Source organism: Methylobacterium sp. NEAU K (assembly GCF_030700285.1).
In the GTDB taxonomy this organism is placed as follows: Bacteria; Pseudomonadota; Alphaproteobacteria; order Rhizobiales; family Beijerinckiaceae; genus Methylobacterium.
Genome location: NZ_JAUYZJ010000006.1, coordinates 70,481 through 94,921 on the forward strand (window position 1 = coordinate 70,481; position 24,441 = coordinate 94,921).

Sequence of the window (24,441 nt, forward strand, 5' to 3'; positions counted from 1 at the left end):
GGGGCTGACCATGACCGCACTCTGGACCCGGGAGGAACTCGAGGCCGCCACCGGGGGCCGCCTGATCGGCGAGGCCCGGACGATCCGCGGCGCGTCGATCGATACCCGCACCCTCCAACCGGGCGATCTGTTCTTCGCGATCCGAGGCGAGGCTCGCGACGGCCACGACTTCGTCGCCGACGCCCTCGGGCGCGGGGCCGGCGTCGCGGCGGTCAGCGAGGCTCGTGCCGGGGAGCTAGCGGCGTTCGGTCCCGTCCTGGCTGTGCCCGAGGCGGGCGCCGACCCGGTGCTGACGGCGATGATCCGCCTCGGCGCCGCCGCACGGGACCGCACCAAGGCCCAGGTCGTGGCGGTGACCGGCTCCGTCGGCAAGACCGGGACCAAGGAGGCCCTGCGCCACGTGCTCGCCGAGCAGGGCGAGACCCACGCCTCGGTGGCCTCCTACAACAACCACTGGGGCGTGCCGCTGACCCTGGCGCGGATGCCGCGATCCACGCGCTTCGGCGTGTTCGAGATCGGCATGAACCACGCGGCCGAGATCGTGCCGCTGACCGCCCAGGTCCGTCCCGACATCGCGCTGATCACCACGGTCGAGCCGGTGCATATCGAGCATTTCGCCTCGCTCGCCGCCATCGCGGACGCGAAGGGCGAGATCTTCTCCGGGCTCCGGCCCGGCGGCGTCGCGATCATCAACCGCGACGCGCAGCATTTCGACCGGCTGGTCGCCCACGCGCAGGCATCCCGGGCGGGCCGGGTGATCAGCTTCGGCGAGCACCCCGAGGCCGACGTGCGGGCCCTGAGGATCGTGCTCCGCCCCGACCTGTCGGTGGTCGACGCCAGCGTGATGGGGCAGCCTGTCACCTACAAGCTCGGCACGGCCGGACGGCACGCGGCGCTGAACTCGCTCGGCGTGATGGCGGTGATCCACGCGCTCGGTGCCGATCTCGCCCGGGCCGCGCTGTCGCTCGCCGGGCTGACCCCGCCGGTCGGGCGCGGCGAGCGCACCGCCCTCGAGATCGCCGGGGGCACCGCCTATCTCGTCGACGAGAGCTACAACGCCAATCCCGCCTCGGTCCGGGCGGCGCTGGCGACGCTGGCCGGCATCGAGACCGGCCCGCGCGGCCGCCGCATCGCGGTGCTCGGCGACATGCTGGAACTCGGCACGGCCTCCCCCGATCTGCACCGCGGCCTCGCCGAGGCGGTCGAGGCCGCACATGTCGATCTCGTCTTCGCCTCCGGGCCGCTGATGCGCCACCTGTTCGAGGCGCTGCCAGTGAGCCGCCGCGGCGGCGTGGCCGACACCGCCGCCGACCTGATCGAGCCGCTCGCCGGAAGTCTCCGGGCGGGCGACGCCGTGATGGTCAAGGGATCGAACGGCAGCCGCATGGGGCGGATTGTCGAGGTGCTGAAAGCCCGCTACGCGGTCGACCCGACGCGGCGCGGATTGGCCGCCGCTCCATGATGGGCACGCCCGAGCGTTCGGAACGATCGGTGCCGCTCCCCGAAACCCGCGCCTGAACAAAAGGGGCCGAGCGCCCGGATGCTGTACCTTCTCTCGGACCTGAGCAGCGCCTTCACGCCGTTCAACGTGTTCCGCTACATAACCTTCCGCACCGGCGGCGCGCTGTTCACGGCGGGCCTGTTCGTGTTCTGGTTCGGACCGTGGATCATCTCGCTGCTGCGGCTGCGCCAGGGAAAAGGCCAACCGATCCGCGAGGACGGGCCGCAGACCCATCTGCTGACCAAGCGCGGGACGCCGACCATGGGCGGCCTGATGATCCTGGCAGGCGCCGTCGTGGCGATCCTGCTCTGGGCCAACCCGCGCAACCACTATGTCTGGATCACCCTGACGGTGACCCTCGGCTTCGGCGCCATCGGCTTCTACGACGACTACCTCAAGGTCACGAAGCAATCGCACAAGGGCTTCTCGGGCAAGTTCCGCCTCTCCCTGGAGGCGCTGATCGCGATCGCGGCCTGCACGACCATCGCGGTCTATTCGCCCGCCTCGCTGCAGAACCAGCTCGCCTTTCCGGTGTTCAAGGACGCGCTCCTGAACCTCGGCTGGTTCTACGCCCTGTTCGGCGCCTTCGTGATCGTCGGCGCGGGCAACGCCGTGAACATGACCGACGGTCTCGATGGGCTGGCGATCGTGCCGGTGATGATCGCCTGCGGCACATTCGGGGTCATCGCGTATCTCGTCGGCAATTCGTTCACCGCGAGCTACCTCCAGGTGAACTACGTGCGCGACACCGGCGAGCTCGCCGTCGTCTGCGGCGCGGTGATCGGGGCCGGCCTCGGCTTCCTGTGGTTCAACGCGCCGCCCGCGCAGATCTTCATGGGCGATACGGGTTCCCTGGCGCTGGGCGGCCTCCTCGGCGCGGTTGCGGTGGCGACCAAGCACGAGATCGTCCTGGCGATCGTCGGCGGCCTGTTCGTCCTGGAGATGATGTCGGTGATCATCCAGGTCGCGTCGTTCAAGCTCACCGGCAAGCGCGTCTTCCGGATGGCGCCGATCCATCACCATTTCGAGCAGAAGGGCTGGAAGGAGCCGCAGGTGGTGATCCGGTTCTGGATCATCGCGGTGATCCTGGCGCTGGCGGGCCTGGCGACGCTGAAGCTGCGCTGAGGTTTTATGTTAGACGGCTCTCGAGTATGGCCGATCCCACCCGGGCCCTCATCCTGAGATGCGGCCGCGAAGCGGGCACCTCAGGATGCAGTAATCGGGTGGGATCGGCGGCCTTCCCGCATCGCATCTTGAGTTTCTCATGACACCCGTCACAGTCTTCGCGGGCAAGAAGATCGCCCTGTTCGGGCTCGGCGGCTCCGGCCTCGCCACCGCCCGCGCGCTGAAGGCCGGAGGCTCCGACGTGCTCGCCTGGGATGACGGGGCGGAGGGCGTGTCGCGCGCGGCCGCAGAGGACATCGCCACCGGCGACCTGCGCGAGGCCGACTGGTCCGGATTCGCCGCCTTGGTGCTCAGCCCGGGTGTGCCCCTGACCCATCCGGAGCCGCATTGGAGCGTCAGGCTCGCCCGCGAGGCCGGCGTCGAGATCATCGGCGACATCGAGCTGTTCTGCCGGGAGCGCCGAGCGGTGGCGCCTGCGGCCCCGTTCGTGGCGATCACCGGCACCAACGGCAAGTCGACCACCACGGCGCTCATCGCCCACGTGCTCGCGCAGGCCGGGCGGGACGTACAGATGGGCGGCAATATCGGCACGGCGATCCTGTCGCTGGAGCCGCCGGCCGAGGGCCGCGTCCACGTGATCGAGATGTCCTCGTTCCAAATCGACCTGACGCCAGGCCTCGACCCGACCGTCGGCGTGCTGATGAACATCACGCCGGACCATCTCGACCGCCACGGCACCATGGAGCAATACGCGGCCATCAAGGAGCGCCTCGTCTGCGGCGCCGGACTGGCGGTGATCGGCGTCGACGACGGGCCTAGCCGGGCCATCGCCGACCGGCGGGACGGCGAGACCGTGCGCGTGCACGTGCCCTCCGGCGAGGTGCTCAGCACCGACGCCCTGACGGTGCGCGACGGCGTCGTCCGCAATCCGGACGGCACGGCGCTCGCCGACGTCAACGGGATCGGGTCGCTGCGCGGCGCGCACAACTGGCAGAACGCGGCCGTGGCCCTGGCGGTGGCGCGGGCCCTCAGACTGTCGGGCGAGGAGATCCAGGCAGGCCTGACCTCGTTCCCCGGCCTGCCGCACCGGATGGAAGAGGTCGGGCGGCGCGGAAACGTGCTGTTCGTGAACGACTCGAAGGCGACGAACGCGGATTCGACCGAGAAGGCGCTCACCGCCTTCCGGGACATCCACTGGATTCTCGGCGGCAAGGCCAAGGAGGGCGGCATCTTCCCGCTGGTGCCGTATTTCGAGCGGGTCGCCCATGCCTACCTGATCGGCGCGGCCTCGGACGCCTTCGCGGCGACCCTCGAGGGCGTCGTGCCCTACACCCGCTGCGAGACCCTCGACGTCGCGGTTCCGAAGGCCGCCGAGAACGCCGCCGCCTCAGGTGCGCCCGAGCCGGTGGTGCTGCTCTCGCCGGCCTGTGCCTCCTACGACCAGTTCCGGAACTTCGAGATCCGGGGCGACCGCTTCCGCGAGCTGGTGCGGGCGCTGCTCTGACGGGGCGCCCACGGGCACCTCAGCGTGCCAGCACCTTGGCGGCATCCCGGGTTGTCCCCACCGCCTGCGAGACGTCGGCCACCGATTGCGCGATCGCCCCGATATTGCCGGTGATCGCCGTGACCGCGCCGGCGGCGCTCTGCATGTTCTCGGCGAGGTCGCGGGTCACCGCGCTCTGCTCCTCGATGGCTGCGGCGGTGGCCACCACGGTCTCGCGCATCACCGAGACAGAGGCACCGATAGAGCCGAGCGCCTCCACCACCTCGTGCGAGACGCGCTGAATGCTTGCGATCTCGCCGTTGATCTGCCCGGTGGCGCGGGCGGCCTGATCGGCCAGCGCCTTCACCTCGGACGCAACCACGGCGAACCCCCGGCCCGCCTCGCCGGCCCGGGCCGCCTCGATGGTGGCGTTGAGCGCCAGCAGGTTGATCTGTCCGGCGATGTTCTGGATCAGGCTGACGATGCTGGTCATCGCCGTCGCGGTGTCGGCGAGCCGCTTGGTGTGGCTGTCGGCATCCTGGACGCAGGCATAGGCGGTGTCGGTCGCGCCCTGAGAGCGCACGATGCTCCGGGACATCTCTGCGACGGAGGCGGCGAGTTCCTCGGCGGCCGCCGCCACGGTCTGCACGTTGCCGGAGGTCGACTCCGCTGCCGACGAGGCCAAACGGGCAGCCTGGGTCGAATGCGTGACCGCGTGCTCGATCTCACCGAAATTCTTATCGATCAACGTCCGCAGATCGGCCAGCAGGCGAACTTGGTCGGTGATGTCGGTGGCGAACTTCACCACCTTGTAGGGCCGGCCCGCGGCGTCGAGGATCGGGTTATAGGACGCCTGGATCCAGACCTCGCGTCCGTTCTTGCCGAGGCGCCGGAACTGGGCAGCCTGATGGGTGCCGTTCCGCAGGGCCGCCCAGAACGCACGGTACGCCTCGCTGTCCCGGTAGGCCTGCTCCACGAACATGCCGTGGTGACGCCCGATCACCTCGGCGCGTTCGTAGCCCATGACGGTGAGGAAGTTGTCGTTCGCCTCGATCACCGTACCGTCGAGATCGAACGCGATCACCGCCTGCACCTTGTCGATCGCCGCGATCTGGCCGGCCCGATCCGCCTCCTCGGCGCGCTGCTGGGTGATGTCCGTGGCGAACTTCACCACCTTGTAGGGCCGCCCCCGCCCGTCGAAGATCGGGTTGTATGAGGCCTGGATCCAGATCTGGCGGCCGCCGCGGCCGATCCGCCGGAACTGACCCGACTCGAACGCGCCGCCACGCAGGCGCTCCCAGAAGGCCCGGTACTCCTGGGAATCCCGGTAGCTCGGGTCGACGAACAGGCTGTGATGCTGGCCGACGATCTCCGGCAGGGTGTAGCCGACCGCGTCGAGGAAATTGCCGTTCGCCGACAGGATGCGGCCGTCAAGATCGAACTCGATCAGCCCCTGAACGCGATCGAGAGCCGCAAGCTTGGCGTGCGCTTCACGGGCCTTCAGGGCAGCAAACATGGCGGTTCGGTTTCCGCTTGGCGGATCGGCATGACAAGGCGGCGCTCCGGATTGGCCACTGTCCGATCCTGGGGGAATACATAAAATTGTTGCGCTGTAAAAATTAATATACGATGACTTCAACTCCAATATAGAAGATCAGAATTTGGGATCCTTCTGGAAACGGGGATCGCCCGGCGCGGCCGGACATAAGGCTCCGTTTACCATTCGTGCACAGGATCTGACCCGACCCGCGCGGACCGGCCTCCGCGCGGCCTGGAGTCGTTGCCCGGCATGATCTCACGCGCGGAACGCACACCCCTCACCGACTGGTGGTGGACGGTGGACCGCGGGCTGCTCGCGGCCCTGTTCGCGCTGATGGTGGCCGGACTGGTCTTCCTCATGGGCGGCGGCCCGCCGGTGGCCGAGCGCATCGGCCTGCCGACCTTCTACTTCCTCAATCGGCAGGCGATGTACCTCGCCCCGACCATCCTGCTGATCTGCGCCGTCTCGTTCCTGTCCCTGCGCGGCATCCGCCGGCTGGCGCTCGTCACCTGGGTCTGCGGCGTGGCGCTCTGCCTTCTGGCCGGCAAGTTCGGCCCCGAGATCAAGGGTGCGCACCGCTGGATCCAGTTCGGGTCCTTCGGCCTTCAGCCGTCTGAATTCGTGAAGCCGGCCTTCGTGGTGGTGGCCGCCTGGGCGTTCTCGGAAGGCGCGCAGCGGCGCGACATGCCGGGTGGTATCCTGGCGCTGCTGCTGCTGCCGATCACGATCGTGCCGCTGCTGCTCCAGCCCGATTTCGGCCAGACCATGCTGATCACCATGGTGTGGTGCGCGCTGTTCTTCGTGGCCGGCCTGCACCTGATCTGGGTCGCGGTGCTCGGCGTGCTCGGCCTCGGTGGCGTGTTCGCGGCCTACCTGTTCTTCCACCACGTTCGTGAGCGCTTCAACAAGTTCCTCGACCGCGATTCCGGCGGCGGGTTCCAGGATTTCTGGTCGCGGGAATCGTTCCGCTCGGGCGGCTGGTTCGGCACCGGACCGGGGGAGGGGGTGGCCAAGCGGCACCTGCCCGACGCACATACCGACTTCATCTTCTCCGTCACCGGCGAGGAGTTCGGCGTGATCGTCTGCCTGTGCCTCGTGGCCCTGTTCGCCTACATCGTGCTGCGGGGCCTCAAGCTCGCCCGCCGCACCGACGACACGTTCTCGCGCTTGGCGATCACGGGCCTGACCACCCTGTTCGGGCTCCAGGCCTGCATCAACATGGCGGTGAACACGCAGCTGATGCCCGCCAAGGGCATGACGCTGCCCTTCGTGTCCTACGGCGGCTCCTCGCTGATCTCGCTGGCCCTCGGCACCGGCTTCCTTGTGGCGCTGACCCGCAAGCGGCCCCGCACCGTACTGCTCAGCCAGAAGCCCCCCGGTACCGCGCCGGCCACCGTCGCGGGAGTGATGCGGTGACGGTCTTCACGCCCACGATCCTGCTCTGCGCGGGCGGCACCGGCGGACACCTGTTCCCCGCCGAGAGCCTCGCCCACGCGCTGCGCGCCCGCGGGATCCGGGTCGCGCTCGCCACCGACGCCCGGGTCGACGCCATCGCGGCCGAGTTCCCGGCCTCCGAGGTGATCACGATCCCGTCCGCGACGCCGTCCGGGCGATCACCGCTGCGCCGGGCGAGTGCCGTGCTAACCCTCGGCCGCGGCTTCGGCATCGCCGTGAAAGAGATCCGGCGGATCAACCCGGCCGCGATCGTCGGCTTCGGCGGCTACCCGACCGTGCCGCCGGTGCTCGCCGGCCAGCTCCTGAAGGTGCCGACGGTGCTGCACGAGCAGAACGCCGTGATGGGCCGCGCCAACGCCTTCCTGGCCCGCGGCGCCCGGACGATCGCGACCGGCTTCAAAGAGGTGCGCGGCGTGCCCGACAAGGCCCGCGCTTTCCGCATGCACACCGGCAATCCGCTCCGCCCGGCGGTAATCGAGGCGGCGAAGATCCCCTATCCAGCCTTCGGCGAGGGTGCCACGCTGCGGCTCCTGGTGTTCGGGGGCAGCCAGGGCGCCCGCGTCATGGGCGAGGTCGTGCCCGCGGCGATCGAGCGCCTGCCCGCGGATCTCCGGGCCCGCCTGCACCTCGTGCAGCAGGTCCGGCCCGAGGACCTTACGGCGGTGCAAAACCGCTACCTCGCCATGGGACTGGCCGGACTTGAGGCGGCGCCGTTCTTTAAGGACTTGCCGACCCGCATGGCGGCGAGCCATCTCGTGGTCTCGCGCTCTGGCGCCTCGACGGTGTCGGAGCTGGCGGCGATCGGCCGGCCGGCGATCCTGGTGCCACTACCCGGCTCACTCGATCAGGACCAAGCCGCCAACGCTGCGACCCTCGAGGCGATCGGTGCGGCCTTGACCCTGAAGCAGACCGCCTTCACCCCGGACCGCCTCGCGGCGGAGCTGGTGGCGTGCTTCGAGACGCCGGCAAAATTGACCGCGGCGGCCGATGCGGCCAGAAGCGCGGGCATCCACGACGCCGCCGAGCGGCTGGCCGAGGTCGTTATCGAGACGGCCGCGCGCTCCTGATTTTCTGGGAGCGGATTTTCCTGGGATCGCGCAACGGCGCATCCAGCCAACGACGAGGACCCGTGGCGCCATGAAGCTGCCCGACAAGCTCGGCCCCATCCACTTCATCGGCATCGGTGGCATCGGCATGTCCGGTATCGCCGAGGTAATGAGTAACCTCGGCTACACGGTGCAGGGCTCCGACGCCTCCGACAACGCCAATGTCCGTCGGCTCGCCGAGAAGGGGATCCGCACCTTCGTCGGGCATCAGGCGGAGAACGTCGACGCGGCGGCCCTCGTGGTGGTGTCCACGGCGATCCGCCGGGACAACCCGGAGCTCCAGGCCGCCCGCGAGCGTCGCCTGCCAGTGGTCCGGCGCGCCGAGATGCTGGCCGAGTTGATGCGATTCAAATCCTGCGTCGCCATCGCGGGCACGCACGGCAAGACCACCACCACCTCCCTGGTCGCGACGCTGCTCGATGCCGGGAACCTCGACCCGACCGTGATCAACGGCGGCATCATCAACGCCTACGGGACCAATGCCCGGATGGGTGAGGGCGAGTGGATGGTGGTGGAGGCCGATGAATCCGACGGCACCTTCCTCAAGCTGCCCGCCGACGTCGCCATCGTCACCAACATCGATCCCGAGCATCTCGACCATTTCGGCTCGTTCGAGGCGGTGAAGGACGCCTTCCGGCGCTTCATCGACAACATCCCGTTTTACGGGTTCGCAGTGATGTGCACCGACCATCCGGTGGTGCAGGACCTCGTCGGCCATATCGAGGACCGGCGCATCATCACGTACGGCGAGAACCCTCAGGCGGACGTGCGCCTGCTCGACGTGGACCTGAAGGGTGGCCAGAGTCGCTTCCGCGTGATGATCCGCGACCGGCGCCCCGGCTTCCGCCTGGAGATGGAGGACCTCGTCCTGCCGATGCCGGGCAAGCACAACGCGCTGAACGCCACCGCGGCGCTGGCTGTGGCGAACGAACTCGGCGTCTCGCACGACGCCATCCGCAAGGCCCTGGCCGGGTTCGGCGGGGTCAAGCGCCGCTTCACCCGCACGGGCGAGTGGAACGGCGCCACGATCTTCGACGATTACGGGCACCATCCGGTGGAGATCAAGGCGGTGCTCAAGGCCGCCCGCGCCTCCACGGACGGCAGCGTCATCGCGGTGGTGCAGCCGCACCGCTACACGCGGCTCGCCTCGCTGTTCGACGATTTCTGCACCTGCTTCAACGACGCGGACACGGTGATCGTCGCACCGGTCTACACGGCCGGCGAGGCGCCGATCGAGGGTGCCGACCGGGACGCCCTGGTGTCCGGCCTGCGCTCCCGCGGCCACCGCGACGCCCGGCCCCTGGACCGGCCCGAGGAGCTGGCCGGCATTGTCGCCGAGCTCGCCAAGCCCAGCGACTACGTCGTGTGCCTGGGCGCCGGCACGATTACCCAATGGGCCTACGCGCTCCCGGGCGAACTCGCCGCCCGGGGCCGGTGAAGGCGATGCGGAGAGCCGAGCCGGAACGCACACGGCATCCGCGGCGTCGGCGCCGGCCTCGAACGGAGGCGGCGTCCCGTCACCGGTACCGCCTGCGTGATGCAGGGGCTCTCACGGAGCCGCCACCCCACCCGCGGCTGTCGCCGCGACGCGACGACAGGGTCGTCACAGTCCTCTCCCTTCAGGCGGGGCGAGGGGAGATCCCCGCATGACCGCATCGCTCCACGACCGCATCCGTGCCGCTGCGCCGGCGCTGCGCGGGCGCCTGCTCGCGAACCAGTCGCTCGCCGACCTGACCTGGTTCAGGGTCGGCGGCCCGGCGGAGGTGCTGTTCACACCGGCCGACGAGGAGGATCTCGCACACCTCCTCGCCGCCCTGGAGCCGGACGTGCCGGTCACAGTGATCGGCCTCGGCTCGAACCTCATCGTCCGCGACGGCGGGTTGCCCGGCGTGGTGATCCGCCTGGGCGGAAAGGCCTTCGGCAGCATCGCGATCGATGGCGATACGCTGCAGGTCGGCACCGCCGTGCCAGACATGCGCCTCGCCAAGACGGCAGCCGCAGCGGGTCTCGACGGGCTCGCCTTCTACCGCGGCATCCCGGGCTCGATCGGCGGCGCCCTGCGCATGAACGCCGGCGCGCATGGCGGGGAGACCACCGACGTCCTCGTTGAGGCGCACGGCATCGACCGCCGGGGCGAACGCCGCAGCTTCAGCCACGCCGCGATGGGCTTCTCCTATCGCCACGCGGAGGCGCCCGAAGACGTGATCTTCACCCGCGCGCTGTTCCGCGGGAAGCCGGGGGACCGCACCGCCATCGAGGCGGAGATGGAGCGCGTGACCGCGGCCCGGGAAGCCGCGCAGCCGATCCGCGAGCGCACCGGCGGCTCGACCTTCGCGAACCCCGCGGGTGGCAAGGCCTGGCAGCTCATCGACGCGGCCGGATGCCGGGGCCTCACCCGGGGCGGCGCTCAGGTCAGCGAAATGCACTGTAACTTCCTGATCAACACCGGCGATGCCACGGCTGCGGACATCGAGGGATTGGGCGAGGAGGTTCGCCGCCGAGTGCGCGAAACCAGCGGCGTCGAGCTGCGCTGGGAGATCCGGCGGATCGGCATCGCCCCGCCGACGGTCCGTCAGTAAGGCATAAGCCGATCGGGAGGCGCGCCGGCGATGATCACGAGCGCCAGAAGCACGCACGCGTCAGGCGACATCCAAATCGCGGATCCGAAGGCGGCCCTCGGCGTCGCCTCCGCGGGCCAACCGCGCAAAGTCGCCCTCATCGAACCCGGCCGGAGCTTCCACCGCGTCGGCTCTCCGCGCGCAGGCGCCGCAGCGGCCGTCTACGCCGCAATCCATGGCATGATCGGCGACCTGTGAGCCGACCCTCGACCCAGCATTCCCCGGAGTCCACCATGTCCAAGCACGTCGCCGTCCTGCTGGGCGGCACCTCCGCCGAGCGCGAAGTGTCGCTCAATTCCGGCGCGGCCTGTGCGGATGCGCTGGAAGGAGAGGGTTACCGGGTTACCCGGGTCGATGTCGGGCCCGACATCGCGTCGGTGCTGACCGGTCTGAAGCCGGACGTGGCCTTCAACGCGCTGCACGGCCCGGATGGAGAGGACGGTACGATCCAGGGACTGCTGGAGATCCTCAAGGTCCCCTACACCCATTCGGGCGTGCTCGCCTCGGCTCTTGCCATGAACAAGGAGAGGGCGAAGACGGTGATGCGGGCGGCCGGTGTCGACGTGCCCGGGGGCCGGATCGTTAACCGTCATGAGGCTGCCAAGACACACCCCCTGCCACCACCGTACGTGGTGAAGCCCATCGCGGAAGGCTCGTCCATGGGCGTCATCATCGTGCGCGACGGGCGCTCGCACCCGCCCCAGATCCTCAGCTCCGAGGCGTGGAAGTTCGGCGAGCAAGTCCTTGCGGAACCTTACATAGCGGGCCGCGAACTCACCTGCGCCGTGATGGGCGACAGGGCGCTCGGGGTGATCGAGGTGAAGGCCGCCACGGGGGAGTGGTACGACTACGACGCCAAGTACGCCCCCGGGGGTTCGGTACACGTGCTGCCGGCCGAACTTAAACCAAATGTTTACCAGCGTGTCCAAGAGTTGTCGTTAACGGCGCATCAAGCACTGGGCTGCCGGGGCGTCAGCCGTGCCGACCTTCGCTACGACGACACACCGGGTGGAACCGGTCTGCTCGTCGTCCTGGAGGTCAACACGCAACCCGGCATGACTCAGACGAGCCTTGTGCCGGAGATGGCGGCCCATGCGGGCCTGAGTTTCGGTGAGCTCGTCCGATGGATGGTGGAGGACGCTTCCTTGAATCGCTGAGCGGCGGCAACGCCGCCGGTCGTAGCCTTCCCGCGCGCCTCGTCGGCGCCGCGCTGGGCCGGGTCTCCGGGCGCCTTCCATCGCGCGCCCTGTCGGTCCGCCGTTCCCGCCCGGGCCAAAGCCTGATCGAGCGCCTGCCGCGCGGCGTCGGCACGGTCGGCATTTCCCTGTCCTTCGCCGCGGCGGCGCTGGCCGGCTTCGTGGCGAGCGGGCGCTACGACGCCTTCGTGACCGAGCAGGGTCGCCCCCTGGATATCGCCGCGCGGGTCCTCGGCTTCGGCGTCGAGCGTGTGACCATCTCGGGCATCTCGCGGATGTACGAGCGCGAGGTGCTGGCCGCCGCCGGCATCGACTGGCGCACCTCGGTCCCGTTCCTGGACGTCAACGCGGTGCGCGAGAAGCTGCTGCGGGTGCCTCTGATCGCCCAGGCTTCGGTCCGGAAGATCTACCCCAACGAAATCGCGATCACCCAGGTCGAGCGCGAGCCCGCCGCCCTCTGGCAGAAGAACGGCGAGATCGACGTGATCGCCGCCGACGGCACCGTGATCGACGCCATGCGGGACGATCGCTACGCCAGCCTGCCTCTGGTGGTCGGCGAAGACGCCAACACCAAGCTGCCCGAATACCTCGCCCTGATCGCGGCCGCAGGGCCGCTCGCGGAACGGATCAAGGCCGGCACCTACGTTTCCGGCCGGCGCTGGACGCTCAAGCTCGACGGCGTCGACGTGCGCCTGCCCGAGGTCGACCCGGCCGCGGCGCTTGCCCGCCTCGTCCGGTTCGAGCGCGACGCCGGCCTGCTCGAGAAGGACATCATCGCGGTGGACCTGCGAATGCCGGACCGCGTCGTGGTGCGCCTGACCGAGGAGGCCGCTGCCGCCCGCGCGGAAGCCCAGAAGGCGAAGAAGAAGGGCGCAGCCAGCTGATGCCCTTCCTGTCGATCTCCGCCCGTCCCGCATCCCGCGTCCGGTAGTGTCAATGCACAGCCAACACGGCCTCACGCCGCGCCTGAAGCCGCTCTCGGCCCGACGCTCGACCACCCTGTCGGTGCTCGATATCGGCACGAGCAAGGTCGTCTGCCTCATCGCCGAGCTGCAGCCCGCCGAGGCGCTCTCGACCCTGCGCGGCCGCACGCATCTCGCCCGCATCATCGGCATCGGCCACCAGCGCTCGCTGGGCCTGAAGGGCGGCGCGATCGTCGACCTCGCCGCCGCCGAGGGCGCGATCCGCCAGGCGGTGCACGCCGCCGAGCGGATGGCCAAAGTCGAGGTCCAGTCGGTCATCGTCAATATGTCCGGCGGCCGGCTCGCCTCGCAGCATTTCCAGGCCCGGGTGAACGTCCGTTCGGGCACCGTCACCGGCAGCGACGTCGAGCGGGTGCTGGAGACGGCGAGCGCCCACGGGGTCAGCCCCGGCCGCGCCGTGCTGCACGCGCTGCCCACCGGATACGCGCTCGACGGGCAGGGCGCGGTGATCGATCCGTCGGGGATGATCGGCGAGGCCCTCGGGGTCGACCTGCACGTGGTCACGAGCGAACTCGCCGCCGCCCGCAACGTCATGCTGGCGGTCGAGCATTGCCATCTCGGGGTCGAGGCGGTCATCGCCACGCCCTACGCCGCCGGGCTCTCGGCCCTCGTCGACGACGAGGCGGAGATGGGCGTGTGCGTCGTCGACATGGGGGGCGGCACGACCAGCGTCGGGGTGTTCTCGGGCGGACACCTCGTCCACGTGGACGCCCTCGCGGTCGGCGGCCACCACGTCACCATGGACATCGCCCGCGGCCTCTCCACCCGCATGGCGGCGGCCGAGCGGCTGAAGACGCTCTACGGATCGGCGCTCTCTACCCCTTCGGACGACCGCGACATGATCGCCGTGCACGGGGTCGGCGAGGACGAGGGCGAGGCGCCGGCGCATATCCCGCGCTCGCAGCTCGTGCGGATCATCAAGCCGCGCGTGGAGGAGGTGGTCGAGCTGGTGCGCGACCGCCTGCGAGATGCGGGCTTCGCCGCCCAGGCCGGGCGGCGGGTGGTGCTCACGGGCGGCGCGAGCCAGCTCGTCGGCCTGCCCGAGGTCGCCCGGCGCGTCCTCCAGGGTCAGGTGCGGATCGGCCGGCCGCTGGGGATCCGCGGCCTGCCCGAGGCCGCCAAGGGACCCGCCTTCTCGGCGGCCGTCGGCCTGTTGGTCTACCCGCAGGTCGCCCATGCCGAGCATTTCGAGCCGCGGGGGCACGGCGCCTTCGCGGCGACGGGATCGGACCGGTACATCAGCCGGGTCGGCCGCTGGATCCGGGACAGCTTCTAGGGTTTCACCCCCGCCCTCCGGGGCGGGGGATCGAAAAAAAATCCGGCGCCGCAGCGCCGCACGGAAAGCAGAGTAAGCGAGAGGCTCGACACCATGGCCATTACCCTCCAGGCGCCGGACATCCGGGAACTCAAGCCCCGCATCACCGTCTTCGGCGTCGGCGGCGCGGGCGGCAACGCGGTCAACAACATGATCGAGTCGGGCCTGCTCGGCTGCGAATTCGTGGTTGCCAACACCGACGCGCAGGCGCTCACCTCCTCGAAGGCGGAGCGGGTGATCCAGATGGGCCTGGGCGTCACCCAGGGCCTCGGCGCCGGCTCGCACCCGGAGGTCGGCTCGGCCGCCGCCGACGAGGTGATCGACGAGATCCGCGATCAGCTCTCGGGCGCGCACATGTGCTTCATCACCGCCGGCATGGGCGGCGGCACCGGCACCGGCGCGGCGCCCGTCATCGCCCGCACGGCCCGCGACATGGGCATCCTCACGGTCGGCGTCGTCACGAAGCCGTTCCAGTTCGAGGGCATGCGCCGCATGCGCACCGCCGAGTTCGGCATCCAGGAGCTGCAGGCGGCCGTCGATACACTGATCGTGATCCCGAACCAGAACCTGTTCCGGGTCGCCAACGAGAAGACCACCTTCGCGGACGCCTTTGCGATGGCCGACCAGGTGCTCTACTCGGGCGTCGCCTGCATCACCGACCTGATGGTCAAGGAAGGCCTGATCAACCTCGACTTCGCCGACGTCCGGGCGATCATGCGCGGCATGGGCAAGGCCATGATGGGCACCGGCGAGGCGTCGGGCGAGAAGCGCGCCAACCGCGCCGCCGAGGCCGCCATCGCCAACCCGCTCCTCGACGACGTCTCGATGAAGGGCGCCCGCGGCCTGCTGATCTCGATCACGGGCGGCTCGGACCTGACCCTGTACGAGCTCGACGAGGCCGCCACCCGCATCCGCGAGGAGGTCGACCAGGACGCCAACATCATCCTGGGCGCCACCTTCGACGAGAGCCTCGACGGCATCATCCGCGTGTCGGTGGTGGCCACCGGCATCGAGCCGCTGCTGATCTCGGCGAACTCGCCCAACAACCCGGCGATCGCCGAGACCGAGCAGCGCATCGCCGAGGTCGCCGAGCGCCTGCGTGCCGAGGCCCGCGCCCGCGCGTCGTCGCCGGTCCCGAGCATCCGCACCGAGCCGGCTGGACAGGCCTCGGCGCTCAGCCCGGCTCCGGTCGTTCCGCAGACCCCTGAGATGCGGGCCGAGCCGCGGGTGGACAACCGCATCGAGGCCTCCGCGCCGGTCACGCGCGACGAGGTCGTGCTCGCGCCGGCCCAGCCGCGGGCCGCCGCCCCGTTCGTCCCGGCCCCCGCGCCGCAGCCGGTCGAGGCTGGTCCGCAGTTCCAGGCCGGCCCGTTCGTGCCGCCGCGTCCGGCCGCGCCCGCGGCCGCGCCGCTCGCCCGCGCCCCCCGCATGCCGCAGATCCACGAGCTGCCGCCGATCGCGCAGACCCAGATCATGGCGAACCGGGCGGCTGAGGAGGCGGCTCCGGAATCCAAGCGGACCTCGCTCCTGCGTCGCCTCGCGACTGTCGGTTTCGGCGGCCGCCGCGACGAGATGGAAGGCGTCCCCGCAGCCCGGACGCAGGCTCCGGTCGCGCCGCAGCCGCATCTGGCCCAGCCGCACGTGGCCCAGCCGCACGTGCCGCCGGTTCCGCGCGCGCCGGCCCCTGCGGTGCCGCACTACCGCCCGGCCCAGGGCAGCCTCGACGCTCAGGGCCGCGTCGCGCCGCAGTCCCGGATGATGGACGACGACCAACTCGAGATCCCCGCCTTCCTGCGTCGTCAGGCGAATTGAACGGCTGAAGCTCGAACAGGATGTGTGAGCCGGCGGGAAACCGCCGGCTCTTTGCGCTGCAGAAAACAACCATCGGTTGCGGGTTCACGGATTCCGTTTCCAGCCAGAGTTAATCCATGTGATCATGTCCTCAGGCCCCTGGTGCATCGACGCCACAGAACGGCCGTCTGTTAGCCACGCATTAACCACCCTTTAAGCCCTTGTCGGATTTGGATTTTGATGCGATCGAACGGCAAGCGTGTCTGTAACAGAGCGTAAGAATCCGTGATTTGGCTGGCCTGTGCGGTGCAGCTATAGACAGTTCCAGACCAACGAGACGCGCACCAGGACACAACCTGATAGCGCGGATAGGGGCTTCAAGCAGCGGACGGATCGGACGGCATCCGCACCATCCCTCGGGATGGCGGTACCTGATCGCGGCCGGGGGCTAAGGAATGCGAACGCATAAACAGACGACCCTCAAAGGGCCGGTGACGCTCTCGGGTGTAGGGGTCCATTCCGGGAACCCGGCCGAGATCACGATTCGCCCCGCTCCAGCCAACCATGGCATCGCGTTTCTTCGAACCAGCACCACGAACGGCAACGACCGCCTGATCAAGGCCCATCACGCCCTCGTATCCGCCACCGAGCTCTGCACGGTCATCGGCGACGTCGAGACTGGGGCCGTAGCCACCGTCGAGCATCTGATGTCGGCCCTCTACGGCCTGGGCATCGACAACGCCCTCGTCGAGATCGACGGGCCGGAGATGCCGATCCTCGACGGTTCCGCACTCCAATTCGTCCAGGCGATCGACAAGGCGGGGATCGCCTCCTGCGGGACGCCCCGCCGCTGGCTCAAGATCCTCCGCCACGTCCGCATCGAGACCGGCCGGGCCTTCGCCGAACTCCGCCCGATCGACCGGGGTTTCCGCCTCGACGTGGAGATCGATTTCGACAGCCCGGTGATCGGCCGCTCGCGCAAGGCGATGGACCTCTCGCCCGCAAGCTACCGCCGTGACATCGCCGGCGCCCGCACCTTCGGGATGATGAAGGACGTGGAGCGCTACTGGAAGGCCGGTTTCGCCCTCGGCGCCTCCCTGGAGAACACCGTCGCCGTCGGCGAGACCGCGGTGGTCAATCCCGAGGGCCTACGCTTCCCGGACGAGTTCGTCCGGCACAAGATCCTCGACGCGGTCGGTGACCTCGCGCTCGCCGGCCTGCCGATCCAGGGCGCCTACCGCTCCTATTGTGGCGGGCACCGGATGAATGTCGGCGTGCTCTCCGCCCTCTTCGCCGATCGGTCCAACTACGCGATCGTCGAGGCACAGGGCTCGCGCCGCGAGGCCGTCCTCTCGGAACTCGGCGTCGGCCTCGGCATCGCCGCCTTCGCGAGCGAGCTCTGATCCCCACCCTGTGACCCACAGGACACAGCCGGCCGCCGATCTCGGCTGCCGCAGCGTTGCCGCTTTCATGCCCGAATCGAACGTCACGGTTTAACGGTCCGTGAACGGCGGGCACGACCCGGAAGGGTCTTATCCACCCACGCGATGGCATGACGGCGCGGGACGCGCGCCGGTTCCGGGAAAGAGCGCCAGATGCCTGTCACCATTCGTCACCGCCGGACGGCGGCCTTCGCGGCCCCGCTCGTGGCCGTTCTCGGCCTGGGCCTCGGCGGCTGCGACTTCGACCCGACCAACCTCTTCGCCGAGAAGTACAAGCCCGAGGTCGTGCCCGACGTGCCGGCGGACAAACTCTACAGCGAAGGTTTGGCCAAGCTCGAGGACAGTGACTACGAGGGGGCCATCAAGAAGTTCGACAACCTCGACAAGCAGTATCAGTATTCCGAGTGGTCCCGGAAGGCGCTGCTGATGACGGCCTACTCGAACTACGAGGGCCAGAAATACGACGACGCGATCATTGCCTCGAAGCGGTACCTGCAGCGCCATCCGGCAAGCAAGGACGCCGCCTATGCGCAGTATTTGATGGCGATGTCGCAGTACAAGCAGATCCCGGACGTCACCCGCGACCAGGATCGCTCCGACAAGGCGCTGGTCGCCCTTCAGGAGTTGATCCAGAAGTACCCGACGTCGGAGTACGCCGCCGACGCACGGTCCAAGATCCAGATCACCCGCGACCAGCTCGCCGGCAAGGAGATGGAGGTCGGTCGCTTCTACCTGGAGCGGCGCAACTTCCCGGCCGCGATCAACCGGTTCCGCGACGTCGTCGCCAAGTATCAGACCACCCGTCACGCGGAAGAGGCGCTGGAGCGCCTGACCGAGGCGTACTGGGCGCTGGGCATCACCCAGGAGGCGCAGAACTCGGCGGCCGTGCTGGGGCACAACTTCCCCGACAGCCCCTGGTACAAGGACGCGCACGCGCTCCTGGCGCAGGGCGGCGTCGAGCCCCGCGAGGAGAAGACTTCGTTCCTGTCAAAGATCTATCGCACGGTGACGGGCAAGACAGCCTCGGCCGAGTGACGTACCTGGCGGGCTTCGGCTCGCCGCGCTGCGCCTCGGGGCCCGGAGCCGCCGCTCCGGGCCTTTCTCGTCGCCACGGCCCCGCGGCATTCGGGACGCGGGGCGACGCATTTTTGGGGTGAATCCGAACCGCAGCGGCCTTATGTCTGCGGTCCCGTCCTGAGGAAGCCCCGTCGCCGCATGCTGGCGCAGCTCGCGATCCGCGACATCGTTCTGATCGACAGGCTCGAACTGAATTTCCGGACGGGCCTGAGCGTCCTGACCGGAGAGACGGGCGCGGGCAAATCGATCCTGCTCGACGCATTCGCCCTGGCTCTGGGCGGCCGCGGCGACGGCCGGCTCGTGCGCCACGGCGAGGCGCAGGGTGGCGTCACCGCGGTGTTCGATCTTCCCCTCGATCATCCGGCGCGCAGGATCGCGACCGAGGCCGAGATCGACACCGAGGGCGACCTGATCCTGCGTCGGACTCAGATGGCGGACGGCCGCACCCGCGCCTTCGTCAACGACCAGCCGGTGGGCGTGCAGGTCCTGCGGGCGATCGGCGCGGCCCTCGTGGAGATCCACGGTCAGCACGACGACCGGGCGCTGGCCGATCCGGCCTCGCACCGGGCGATCCTCGACGCCTTCGGTGGCCTGCAGGGCCCACTCGCCAAGGTCGCGGCGGCGGCGAGGGCCGTGCGCACGGCGCGCACCGAACTCGCCGAGCATCGGGCTCGCGTCGAGGCGGCACGCAAGGAGGCCGACTTCCTGCGCCACGCCGTTCAGGAACTCGCGGACCTTGCGCCCCATCCGGGCGAGGAGGGCCAGCTCGCCGAGCGCCGCAGCGTCATGCAGCAATCGGAAAAGGTCGCCCGAGAGCTGAACGAGGCCCTGGACGCGGTGGGCGGGCCCCATTCGGGCGTGCCGCACCTCTCGGCCGCCCTGCGCAAGCTGGAGCGCCGAGCCGCACAGCTCCCGGCCCTAGTCGATCCCTGCGTCACCGCCCTCGATGCCGCGATGGTGGCGCTCGATGAGGCGCGCGCGGTGCTGGATGCGGCGGTCGCCGAGACGGAGTTCGACCCGCGCGACTTGGAGCGGGTGGAGGAGCGGCTCTTCGCCCTGCGGGCGGCATCCCGCAAATACGATGTCGCTGCCGACGACCTCGCCGCCCTGGCGGAGCGCTATGCTGGAGATGTGGCGACGATCGATGCCGGCGAAGCGGCCCTCGACGGACTCGAACAGGCGCATGCGAAGGCCGAGGCCGACTATGCGGAGGCGGCCGAGAAGCTGAGCGCTGGGCGCCGCCGGGCGGCCAAGCAGCTCGATGCGGCCGTGAAGGCTGAGCTGCCGCCGCTGAAACTGGAACGGGCGCGATTCATCACCGAGATCGTCTCCGATCCGGAGGCGCGCGATCCGGCCGGCATCGATCGCGTCGAGTTCTGGGCGCAGACCAATCCCGGGACGAAACCGGGCCCGATGATGAAGGTCGCCTCGGGCGGCGAGCTGTCACGCTTCATGCTGGCGCTGAAGGTGGTGCTCGCCGACAAGGGATCCGCTCCGACCCTCATCTTCGACGAGATCGATACGGGGGTCGGCGGAGCCGTGGCCGACGCGATCGGCGTGCGCCTCGCCCGCCTCGCATCCACAGTGCAGGTCGTGGCGGTGACCCACGCGCCCCAGGTCGCCGCGCGGGCCGGCACGCATTTCCTAATCGCGAAGACGCCCGTTAAAGGCGCCAGCCGCGTCGCGACCCGGGTTGCGACCCTGCCGGTCGCGGAGCGCCGCGAGGAGATCGCCAGGATGCTCGCGGGCGCGACGGTGACCGACGAGGCTCGGGCCGCCGCCGCCCGGCTGCTCCAGGGCGCAGATGCGTGAATTCACGTCAACCTTAACCATTGGTTGAACTTAACAGTTCATTAACCATTCTTGGCGAGAACGATCCTATCCTGGCGCCGTGGATAGGAGTGCGCGGTTGATGGGCGGGAGGAGTTCATGAAGCCGTCAATCATCGAGGCCGATGAGCGCCTGCATCCGGGGCGGTCCCTGAACCGGGCGATCGACACGCGCCATCTCGGGATGACGCTCCGCACCGTGTACGAGGGCAGCGTCGACACCCAGCCGATCACCGACATCCACGTGGAACTGCTCCTGCGCCTGCGCCAGAAGGAGCGGGAGCTGCGCCGAGCGGTGTAGAGCGGTGCTCGATCGCGTCGTCGTCGAGCGCATCGTCAAATCGTTTCCCTGACGCGCTCTCCTTCACCGAACCGGCAAGCGTCTCGGCAGCGCGCGCGATCATGAGCGCCGGTCTCCTACCAGCGCCGCGAGCCCGGCCTTCGGCGATATTCGGCGGCCCGAATCTGCGTCAGGACGCGGTCGAGGCTCACGAGCAGCTCGGCCTCTTCGCGGCGCGCCTGGGCGACAGCCTCTGGATCGGTGCCGAAGCGCTGGCGCGCCTGGGCCAGCGACAGGGCACGCTCCACGGCCTCACGGTCGGCGTGCAATGCAAGCCACGCCGCGTCGGGACCTGCCTCTGCGTCGGCCCCCTCGTCAGCCACGATTCGAACACCCTCTCGATGCCGCGCCCAGCGCCGCCGGCGACGGTCGCCACAGGTGATGAACGCGCGAGCGTCCCAAACCGTGCCGTCGATGCCGCGGCGCGTTGTCATGCCTATGTCATCTCTTTGTCGTAACGCCCGGCCCATCGGGCGGCCCGCGCTGGTTCTCATCGAATGATCGGCCGCAGGGCTCAGCCGCGGGCATGAGCATGCCGGCGGAGCAGCGCAGGCACTCGCCCGACGGCAACGGAGATTCCCTTGAAACCCTTCGCTTACGCGCTCGCCGTCGGCCTCGCGACGGCTCAGCTGGTGTCCGCGGCGCTCGCCGCCGACATCACGGGTGCCGGCGCCACCTTCCCCTTCCCGGTCTACTCGAAGTGGGCCGAGGCCTACCGCAAGGAGACCGGCTCCGGACTGAACTATCAGTCCATCGGGTCCGGCGGCGGGATCAAGCAGATCCAGGCCAAGACCGTCGATTTCGGCGCCACCGACGCGCCGCTGAAGGGCGAGCAGCTCGCCAAGGACGGGCTCGTCCAGTTTCCGACCGTGATGGGTGGCGTCGTGCCGGTGGTGAACATCGCCGGTCTCGAGCCCGGCAAGCTTAAGCTCACCGGTGACGTGCTCGCCGACATCTACGCCGGCAAGATCTCGAAGTGGTCCGATCCGCGGATCGCGAAGCTCAACGAGGGGGTGAAGCTCCCCGAAACGAACATCACCCCGGTCTACCGGTCCGACGCCTCGGGCACGACGAACATCTTCACCACCTACCTGTCCCAGGCCTCGGATGCCTGGAAGAAGGAATACGGTGCGGCCACGACGATCTCCTGGCCGGTCGGTCAGGGCGGCAAGGGCAACGAGGGCGTGACCGCGACGGTGAAGCAGGTGCCGAATTCCGTAGGCTACGTCGAATCGGCCTACGCCAAGCAGAACAAGCTCGCCTACGCGCTGCTGCAGAACAAGGCCGGCAAGTATCCGCAGCCGGACGACAAGGCGTTCCAGGCCGCCGCTGCAAGCGCCGACTGGAAGGCTGCCCCTGGCTTCGGCATCTCGCTGACCAACCAGCCGGGCGAGGATGCGTGGCCGATCACCGCGGCGACTTTCATCCTGGTCCACAAGGATCCGGCCGATCCGGCCAAGGCCGCGGATGTGCTCAAGTTCTTCGATTGGGCCTACAAGAGCGGCGACAAGCTCGCCTCCGACCTCGACTACGTGCCGCTGCCGGACAACGTCGTCGGCCTCATCCATGAGGAATGGAAGAACGTGAAGGGCAAGGACGGCAAGCCCGTCTTCAACATGTGAGTCCGAGGGGGAGGGGACCGGCGGTCCCCTCTCTCGCCTCGAAGACCGCATCGCGCTACCACGTCGCCCTCGGCAGAGAATTGCGGATGCCCACCTTGACAGAGACGATTGCTTTCGCGCGACCGCGTGCCGCTGCCGTGCGGAAGGGGCCGAGCCGGAGCCTGGACAGCCTGTTCCGCGGCTGTGCCTACGGCGCGGCGCTGCTCGTGCTCGTCGTGCTCGCCGGCATCCTCGGTTCGATCCTCTACGGCGGCTGGCCTGCCTTCCGCGAGTTCGGCTTCGCCTTCCTGACCTCAAGCGCCTGGAACGTCGGCACCGAGCAATATGGTGCCTTGGTGGCCGTTATCGGGACCGTGGCCTCGGCCACCCTGGCCCTCGTCATCGGCGTTCCGGTCTCGCTCGGGATCGCGATCTTCCTCACGCAGCTATGCCCCGGCTGGGCGCGCAAGCCGGTCGCGATGACGATCGAGCTGCTCGCCGCCGTGCCGAGCATCATCTACGGCATGTGGGGCCTGTTCGTGTTCGCGCCGCTCTTCGCGCGCTTCGTCCAGATCCCCGTCTCGAACCTCGTCGAGGGCATGCCGGTCATCGGGACGCTGTTCTACGCCCGGGTTCCCTCGGGCGTCGGCGTCCTCACCGCGGGCATCATCCTGGCGATCATGATCGTGCCGTTCATCGCCTCGATCGCCCGCGACATGCTGGACCAGATCCCCACAGTGCTGCGCGAGAGCGCCTACGGGATCGGCTGCACCACCTGGGAGGTCGTGCGCCACGTTCTGGTGCCGCAGGCCGCCGTCTCGATCATCGGTGCGATCATGCTGGGCCTCGGCCGGGCGCTCGGCGAGACCATGGCGGTGACCTTCGTGGTCGGCAACGCCAACCGCCTCTCGGCCTCGATCTTCGATCCGAGTTCCACGATCGCGTCGCGCATCGCCAACGAGTTCAACGAGGCGGACGGGCTCCAGCTCAACGCGCTGATGGCCCTCGGCTGCATCCTGTTCGTGATCACCTTCGTGGTGCTGATCGTCGCCCGGCTGCTGACGCGCCGGGTCAAGGCCGCCTGAGGAGAGCCCCCCGATGGACGCTGCGAACCCGATCGGCGCCGCCGAAGCGGCCCCGCGACGCGGCGGCCGCGTCCGCCCGGGGCGGCGGATCGCCGACCGCCTCCTGCGCACCGCCTGCCTCGCCGCCACGATTGTCGGCGCCGGCGTGCTCGGCTCGATCCTGCTGATGCTGATCGTCCAGGGCGTACGCGGCTTCACGCCGACCCTGTTCACGAATCCCACGCCGGGACCCGGATCCGAGGGTGGCGGCATCGCGAACGCGATCCTCGGCAGCCTCGTGCTGACCGGGATCGGCATCGTGGTCGCCACGCCGGTGGGCGTGATGGCCGGGACCTACCTCGCCGAGTACGGCCGCTACTCGAAGCTCGCGGGGCTGATCCGCTTCCTCAACGACATCCTGCTGTCGGCGCCCTCGATCCTGATCGGCCTGTTCGTCTACACCCTCATGGTGCGCCCGATGGGGACCTATTCGGGTTGGGCCGGCGGCGTGGCGCTCGCCATCATCGCGGTGCCGGTGATCGTGCGCACCACCGAGGACATGCTGCGCCTTGTTCCCGGGACCCTGCGCGAGGCGGGCGCGGCGCTCGGCGCCCCGCTCTCGAAGGTGATCATCAGCGTGACCTGGCGCGCGGCCTCGGCGGGCATCGTGACCGGTATCATCCTGGCGCTCGCACGCATCGCCGGCGAGACCGCCCCGCTCCTGTTCACGGCGCTCAACAACAATTCCTGGTTCTCGCCCGACCTCATCGGCGGCGTCGCGAACCTCCCGGTGATGATCTACCAGTTCGCCCTCTCGCCCTACCCGAACTGGCAGGGCCTCGCCTGGGCCGGCGCGCTGCTCATCACCGCGACGATCCTGGTTCTGTCGATCATCGCGCGCCTCGTGATCAAGCCGCAGATGTCGCGCTAAGACCCTCCTCGAGGAAACGACGATGAACGCCGCCTCCGCGATCC

At 69.3% G+C, this 24,441-nt stretch carries 21 protein-coding genes; 19 read left to right on the top strand and 2 right to left on the bottom strand.

All coding sequences use genetic code 11. The annotated features are described in order from the left end of the window. Positions 1-10 precede the first annotated feature (10 nt). The 3 genes from Q8W67_RS06715 (at position 11) to murD (ending at position 4,130) form a co-directional block, all read left to right on the top strand. Positions 11-1,462: a UDP-N-acetylmuramoylalanyl-D-glutamyl-2,6-diaminopimelate--D-alanyl-D-alanine ligase gene (locus Q8W67_RS06715; protein ID WP_305542652.1), complete on the top strand. Its 1,452-nt coding sequence runs from the start codon at positions 11-13 to the stop codon at positions 1,460-1,462. 78 nt (positions 1,463-1,540) lie between these two features. After that, positions 1,541-2,626 (top strand): phospho-N-acetylmuramoyl-pentapeptide-transferase, encoded by a 1,086-nt coding sequence (mraY, locus tag Q8W67_RS06720; RefSeq protein ID WP_305542654.1) that lies wholly within the window; start codon positions 1,541-1,543, stop codon positions 2,624-2,626. Positions 2,627-2,765: 139 nt separating this feature from the next. Next, positions 2,766-4,130 carry a UDP-N-acetylmuramoyl-L-alanine--D-glutamate ligase gene (gene murD / locus Q8W67_RS06725; RefSeq protein WP_305542657.1) on the top strand — a complete coding sequence of 455 codons (1,365 nt, stop codon included), beginning with the start codon at positions 2,766-2,768 and terminating at the stop codon, positions 4,128-4,130. A gap of 19 nt (positions 4,131-4,149) precedes the next feature. Here the strand turns inward: murD and Q8W67_RS06730 are convergent, their stop codons facing one another. Next, on the bottom strand, positions 4,150-5,625 hold the full coding sequence (locus Q8W67_RS06730) for a PAS domain-containing methyl-accepting chemotaxis protein (RefSeq protein ID WP_305542660.1): 1,476 nt from the start codon (positions 5,623-5,625) through the stop codon (positions 4,150-4,152). Positions 5,626-5,898: 273 nt separating this feature from the next. On the opposite strand from Q8W67_RS06730, the gene Q8W67_RS06735 reads away from it, so the two are divergent. The 13 genes from Q8W67_RS06735 to Q8W67_RS06795 all read left to right on the top strand — a co-directional run bounded on the left by Q8W67_RS06735 (position 5,899) and on the right by Q8W67_RS06795 (position 20,762). Further along, complete coding sequence (locus Q8W67_RS06735; protein WP_305542663.1) at positions 5,899-7,065, top strand: FtsW/RodA/SpoVE family cell cycle protein; 1,167 nt, start codon at positions 5,899-5,901, stop codon at positions 7,063-7,065. Further along, positions 7,062-8,171, top strand: a complete 1,110-nt coding sequence (gene murG / locus Q8W67_RS06740) for an undecaprenyldiphospho-muramoylpentapeptide beta-N-acetylglucosaminyltransferase (RefSeq protein WP_305542666.1) — start codon at positions 7,062-7,064, stop codon at positions 8,169-8,171. The genes Q8W67_RS06735 and murG overlap by 4 nt, the downstream gene beginning before the upstream one ends. A gap of 70 nt (positions 8,172-8,241) precedes the next feature. Continuing rightward, on the top strand, positions 8,242-9,648 hold the full coding sequence (murC, locus tag Q8W67_RS06745; RefSeq protein WP_305542668.1) for a UDP-N-acetylmuramate--L-alanine ligase: 1,407 nt from the start codon (positions 8,242-8,244) through the stop codon (positions 9,646-9,648). 208 nt (positions 9,649-9,856) lie between these two features. Then, entirely contained in the window at positions 9,857-10,789 is a 933-nt protein-coding gene (gene murB / locus Q8W67_RS06750) for a UDP-N-acetylmuramate dehydrogenase (protein ID WP_305542671.1), read from the top strand. A gap of 30 nt (positions 10,790-10,819) precedes the next feature. Next, entirely contained in the window at positions 10,820-11,026 is a 207-nt protein-coding gene (locus tag Q8W67_RS06755; protein ID WP_305542675.1) for a hypothetical protein, read from the top strand. A gap of 35 nt (positions 11,027-11,061) precedes the next feature. Further along, positions 11,062-11,985, top strand: a complete 924-nt coding sequence (locus Q8W67_RS06760; protein WP_305542678.1) for a D-alanine--D-alanine ligase — start codon at positions 11,062-11,064, stop codon at positions 11,983-11,985. Then, positions 11,952-12,908 (top strand): cell division protein FtsQ/DivIB, encoded by a 957-nt coding sequence (locus Q8W67_RS06765; protein WP_305542681.1) that lies wholly within the window; start codon positions 11,952-11,954, stop codon positions 12,906-12,908. Before Q8W67_RS06760 ends, Q8W67_RS06765 begins: the two co-directional genes overlap by 34 nt. Positions 12,909-12,960: 52 nt before the next feature. Then, positions 12,961-14,283, top strand: coding sequence for a cell division protein FtsA (ftsA, locus tag Q8W67_RS06770; RefSeq protein ID WP_305542684.1), 1,323 nt, complete (start codon positions 12,961-12,963; stop codon positions 14,281-14,283). 93 nt (positions 14,284-14,376) lie between these two features. Beyond that, positions 14,377-16,134, top strand: a complete 1,758-nt coding sequence (ftsZ, locus tag Q8W67_RS06775; protein ID WP_305542687.1) for a cell division protein FtsZ — start codon at positions 14,377-14,379, stop codon at positions 16,132-16,134. Between the two features lie 434 nt (positions 16,135-16,568). Further along, complete coding sequence (lpxC, locus tag Q8W67_RS06780; protein WP_305542689.1) at positions 16,569-17,516, top strand: UDP-3-O-acyl-N-acetylglucosamine deacetylase; 948 nt, start codon at positions 16,569-16,571, stop codon at positions 17,514-17,516. A gap of 192 nt (positions 17,517-17,708) precedes the next feature. After that, on the top strand, positions 17,709-18,590 hold the full coding sequence (locus Q8W67_RS06785) for an outer membrane protein assembly factor BamD (protein ID WP_305542691.1): 882 nt from the start codon (positions 17,709-17,711) through the stop codon (positions 18,588-18,590). 180 nt (positions 18,591-18,770) lie between these two features. Further along, on the top strand, positions 18,771-20,444 hold the full coding sequence (gene recN / locus Q8W67_RS06790) for a DNA repair protein RecN (RefSeq protein ID WP_305542694.1): 1,674 nt from the start codon (positions 18,771-18,773) through the stop codon (positions 20,442-20,444). 117 nt (positions 20,445-20,561) lie between these two features. Further along, complete coding sequence (locus tag Q8W67_RS06795) at positions 20,562-20,762, top strand: hypothetical protein (RefSeq protein ID WP_305542696.1); 201 nt, start codon at positions 20,562-20,564, stop codon at positions 20,760-20,762. 116 nt (positions 20,763-20,878) lie between these two features. Here Q8W67_RS06795 and Q8W67_RS06800 read toward each other — a convergent pair whose 3' ends face one another. Further along, complete coding sequence (locus Q8W67_RS06800) at positions 20,879-21,124, bottom strand: hypothetical protein (RefSeq protein WP_305542699.1); 246 nt, start codon at positions 21,122-21,124, stop codon at positions 20,879-20,881. 258 nt (positions 21,125-21,382) lie between these two features. On the opposite strand from Q8W67_RS06800, the gene pstS reads away from it, so the two are divergent. The 3 genes from pstS (at position 21,383) to pstA (ending at position 24,397) form a co-directional block, all read left to right on the top strand. Continuing rightward, positions 21,383-22,423, top strand: coding sequence for a phosphate ABC transporter substrate-binding protein PstS (gene pstS, locus Q8W67_RS06805; protein ID WP_305542703.1), 1,041 nt, complete (start codon positions 21,383-21,385; stop codon positions 22,421-22,423). A gap of 86 nt (positions 22,424-22,509) precedes the next feature. Continuing rightward, positions 22,510-23,487 carry a phosphate ABC transporter permease subunit PstC gene (gene pstC, locus Q8W67_RS06810; protein ID WP_305542706.1) on the top strand — a complete coding sequence of 326 codons (978 nt, stop codon included), beginning with the start codon at positions 22,510-22,512 and terminating at the stop codon, positions 23,485-23,487. Between the two features lie 13 nt (positions 23,488-23,500). Beyond that, complete coding sequence (gene pstA, locus Q8W67_RS06815) at positions 23,501-24,397, top strand: phosphate ABC transporter permease PstA (protein ID WP_305542709.1); 897 nt, start codon at positions 23,501-23,503, stop codon at positions 24,395-24,397. Positions 24,398-24,441 lie beyond the last annotated feature (44 nt).

What these genes read in the sequence shown, in the direction of transcription:
- Q8W67_RS06765 (WP_305542681.1), top strand. Translation starts at nt 11,952, where the DNA reads ATGGATGGTGGAGGACGCTTCCTTGAATCGCTGAGCGGCGGCAACGCC.
- ftsA (WP_305542684.1), top strand. Translation starts at nt 12,961, where the DNA reads ATGCACAGCCAACACGGCCTCACGCCGCGCCTGAAGCCGCTCTCGGCC.
- recN (WP_305542694.1), top strand. Translation starts at nt 18,771, where the DNA reads ATGCTGGCGCAGCTCGCGATCCGCGACATCGTTCTGATCGACAGGCTC.
- pstA (WP_305542709.1), top strand. Translation starts at nt 23,501, where the DNA reads ATGGACGCTGCGAACCCGATCGGCGCCGCCGAAGCGGCCCCGCGACGC.
- ftsZ (WP_305542687.1), top strand. Translation starts at nt 14,377, where the DNA reads ATGGCCATTACCCTCCAGGCGCCGGACATCCGGGAACTCAAGCCCCGC.
- murC (WP_305542668.1), top strand. Translation starts at nt 8,242, where the DNA reads ATGAAGCTGCCCGACAAGCTCGGCCCCATCCACTTCATCGGCATCGGT.
- Q8W67_RS06715 (WP_305542652.1), top strand. Translation starts at nt 11, where the DNA reads ATGACCGCACTCTGGACCCGGGAGGAACTCGAGGCCGCCACCGGGGGC.
- murD (WP_305542657.1), top strand. Translation starts at nt 2,766, where the DNA reads ATGACACCCGTCACAGTCTTCGCGGGCAAGAAGATCGCCCTGTTCGGG.
- mraY (WP_305542654.1), top strand. Translation starts at nt 1,541, where the DNA reads ATGCTGTACCTTCTCTCGGACCTGAGCAGCGCCTTCACGCCGTTCAAC.
- Q8W67_RS06795 (WP_305542696.1), top strand. Translation starts at nt 20,562, where the DNA reads ATGAAGCCGTCAATCATCGAGGCCGATGAGCGCCTGCATCCGGGGCGG.
- Q8W67_RS06755 (WP_305542675.1), top strand. Translation starts at nt 10,820, where the DNA reads ATGATCACGAGCGCCAGAAGCACGCACGCGTCAGGCGACATCCAAATC.
- pstC (WP_305542706.1), top strand. Translation starts at nt 22,510, where the DNA reads ATGCCCACCTTGACAGAGACGATTGCTTTCGCGCGACCGCGTGCCGCT.
- Q8W67_RS06760 (WP_305542678.1), top strand. Translation starts at nt 11,062, where the DNA reads ATGTCCAAGCACGTCGCCGTCCTGCTGGGCGGCACCTCCGCCGAGCGC.
- murB (WP_305542671.1), top strand. Translation starts at nt 9,857, where the DNA reads ATGACCGCATCGCTCCACGACCGCATCCGTGCCGCTGCGCCGGCGCTG.
- Q8W67_RS06785 (WP_305542691.1), top strand. Translation starts at nt 17,709, where the DNA reads ATGCCTGTCACCATTCGTCACCGCCGGACGGCGGCCTTCGCGGCCCCG.
- Q8W67_RS06730 (WP_305542660.1), bottom strand. Translation starts at nt 5,625, where the DNA reads ATGTTTGCTGCCCTGAAGGCCCGTGAAGCGCACGCCAAGCTTGCGGCT.
- Q8W67_RS06735 (WP_305542663.1), top strand. Translation starts at nt 5,899, where the DNA reads ATGATCTCACGCGCGGAACGCACACCCCTCACCGACTGGTGGTGGACG.
- lpxC (WP_305542689.1), top strand. Translation starts at nt 16,569, where the DNA reads ATGCGAACGCATAAACAGACGACCCTCAAAGGGCCGGTGACGCTCTCG.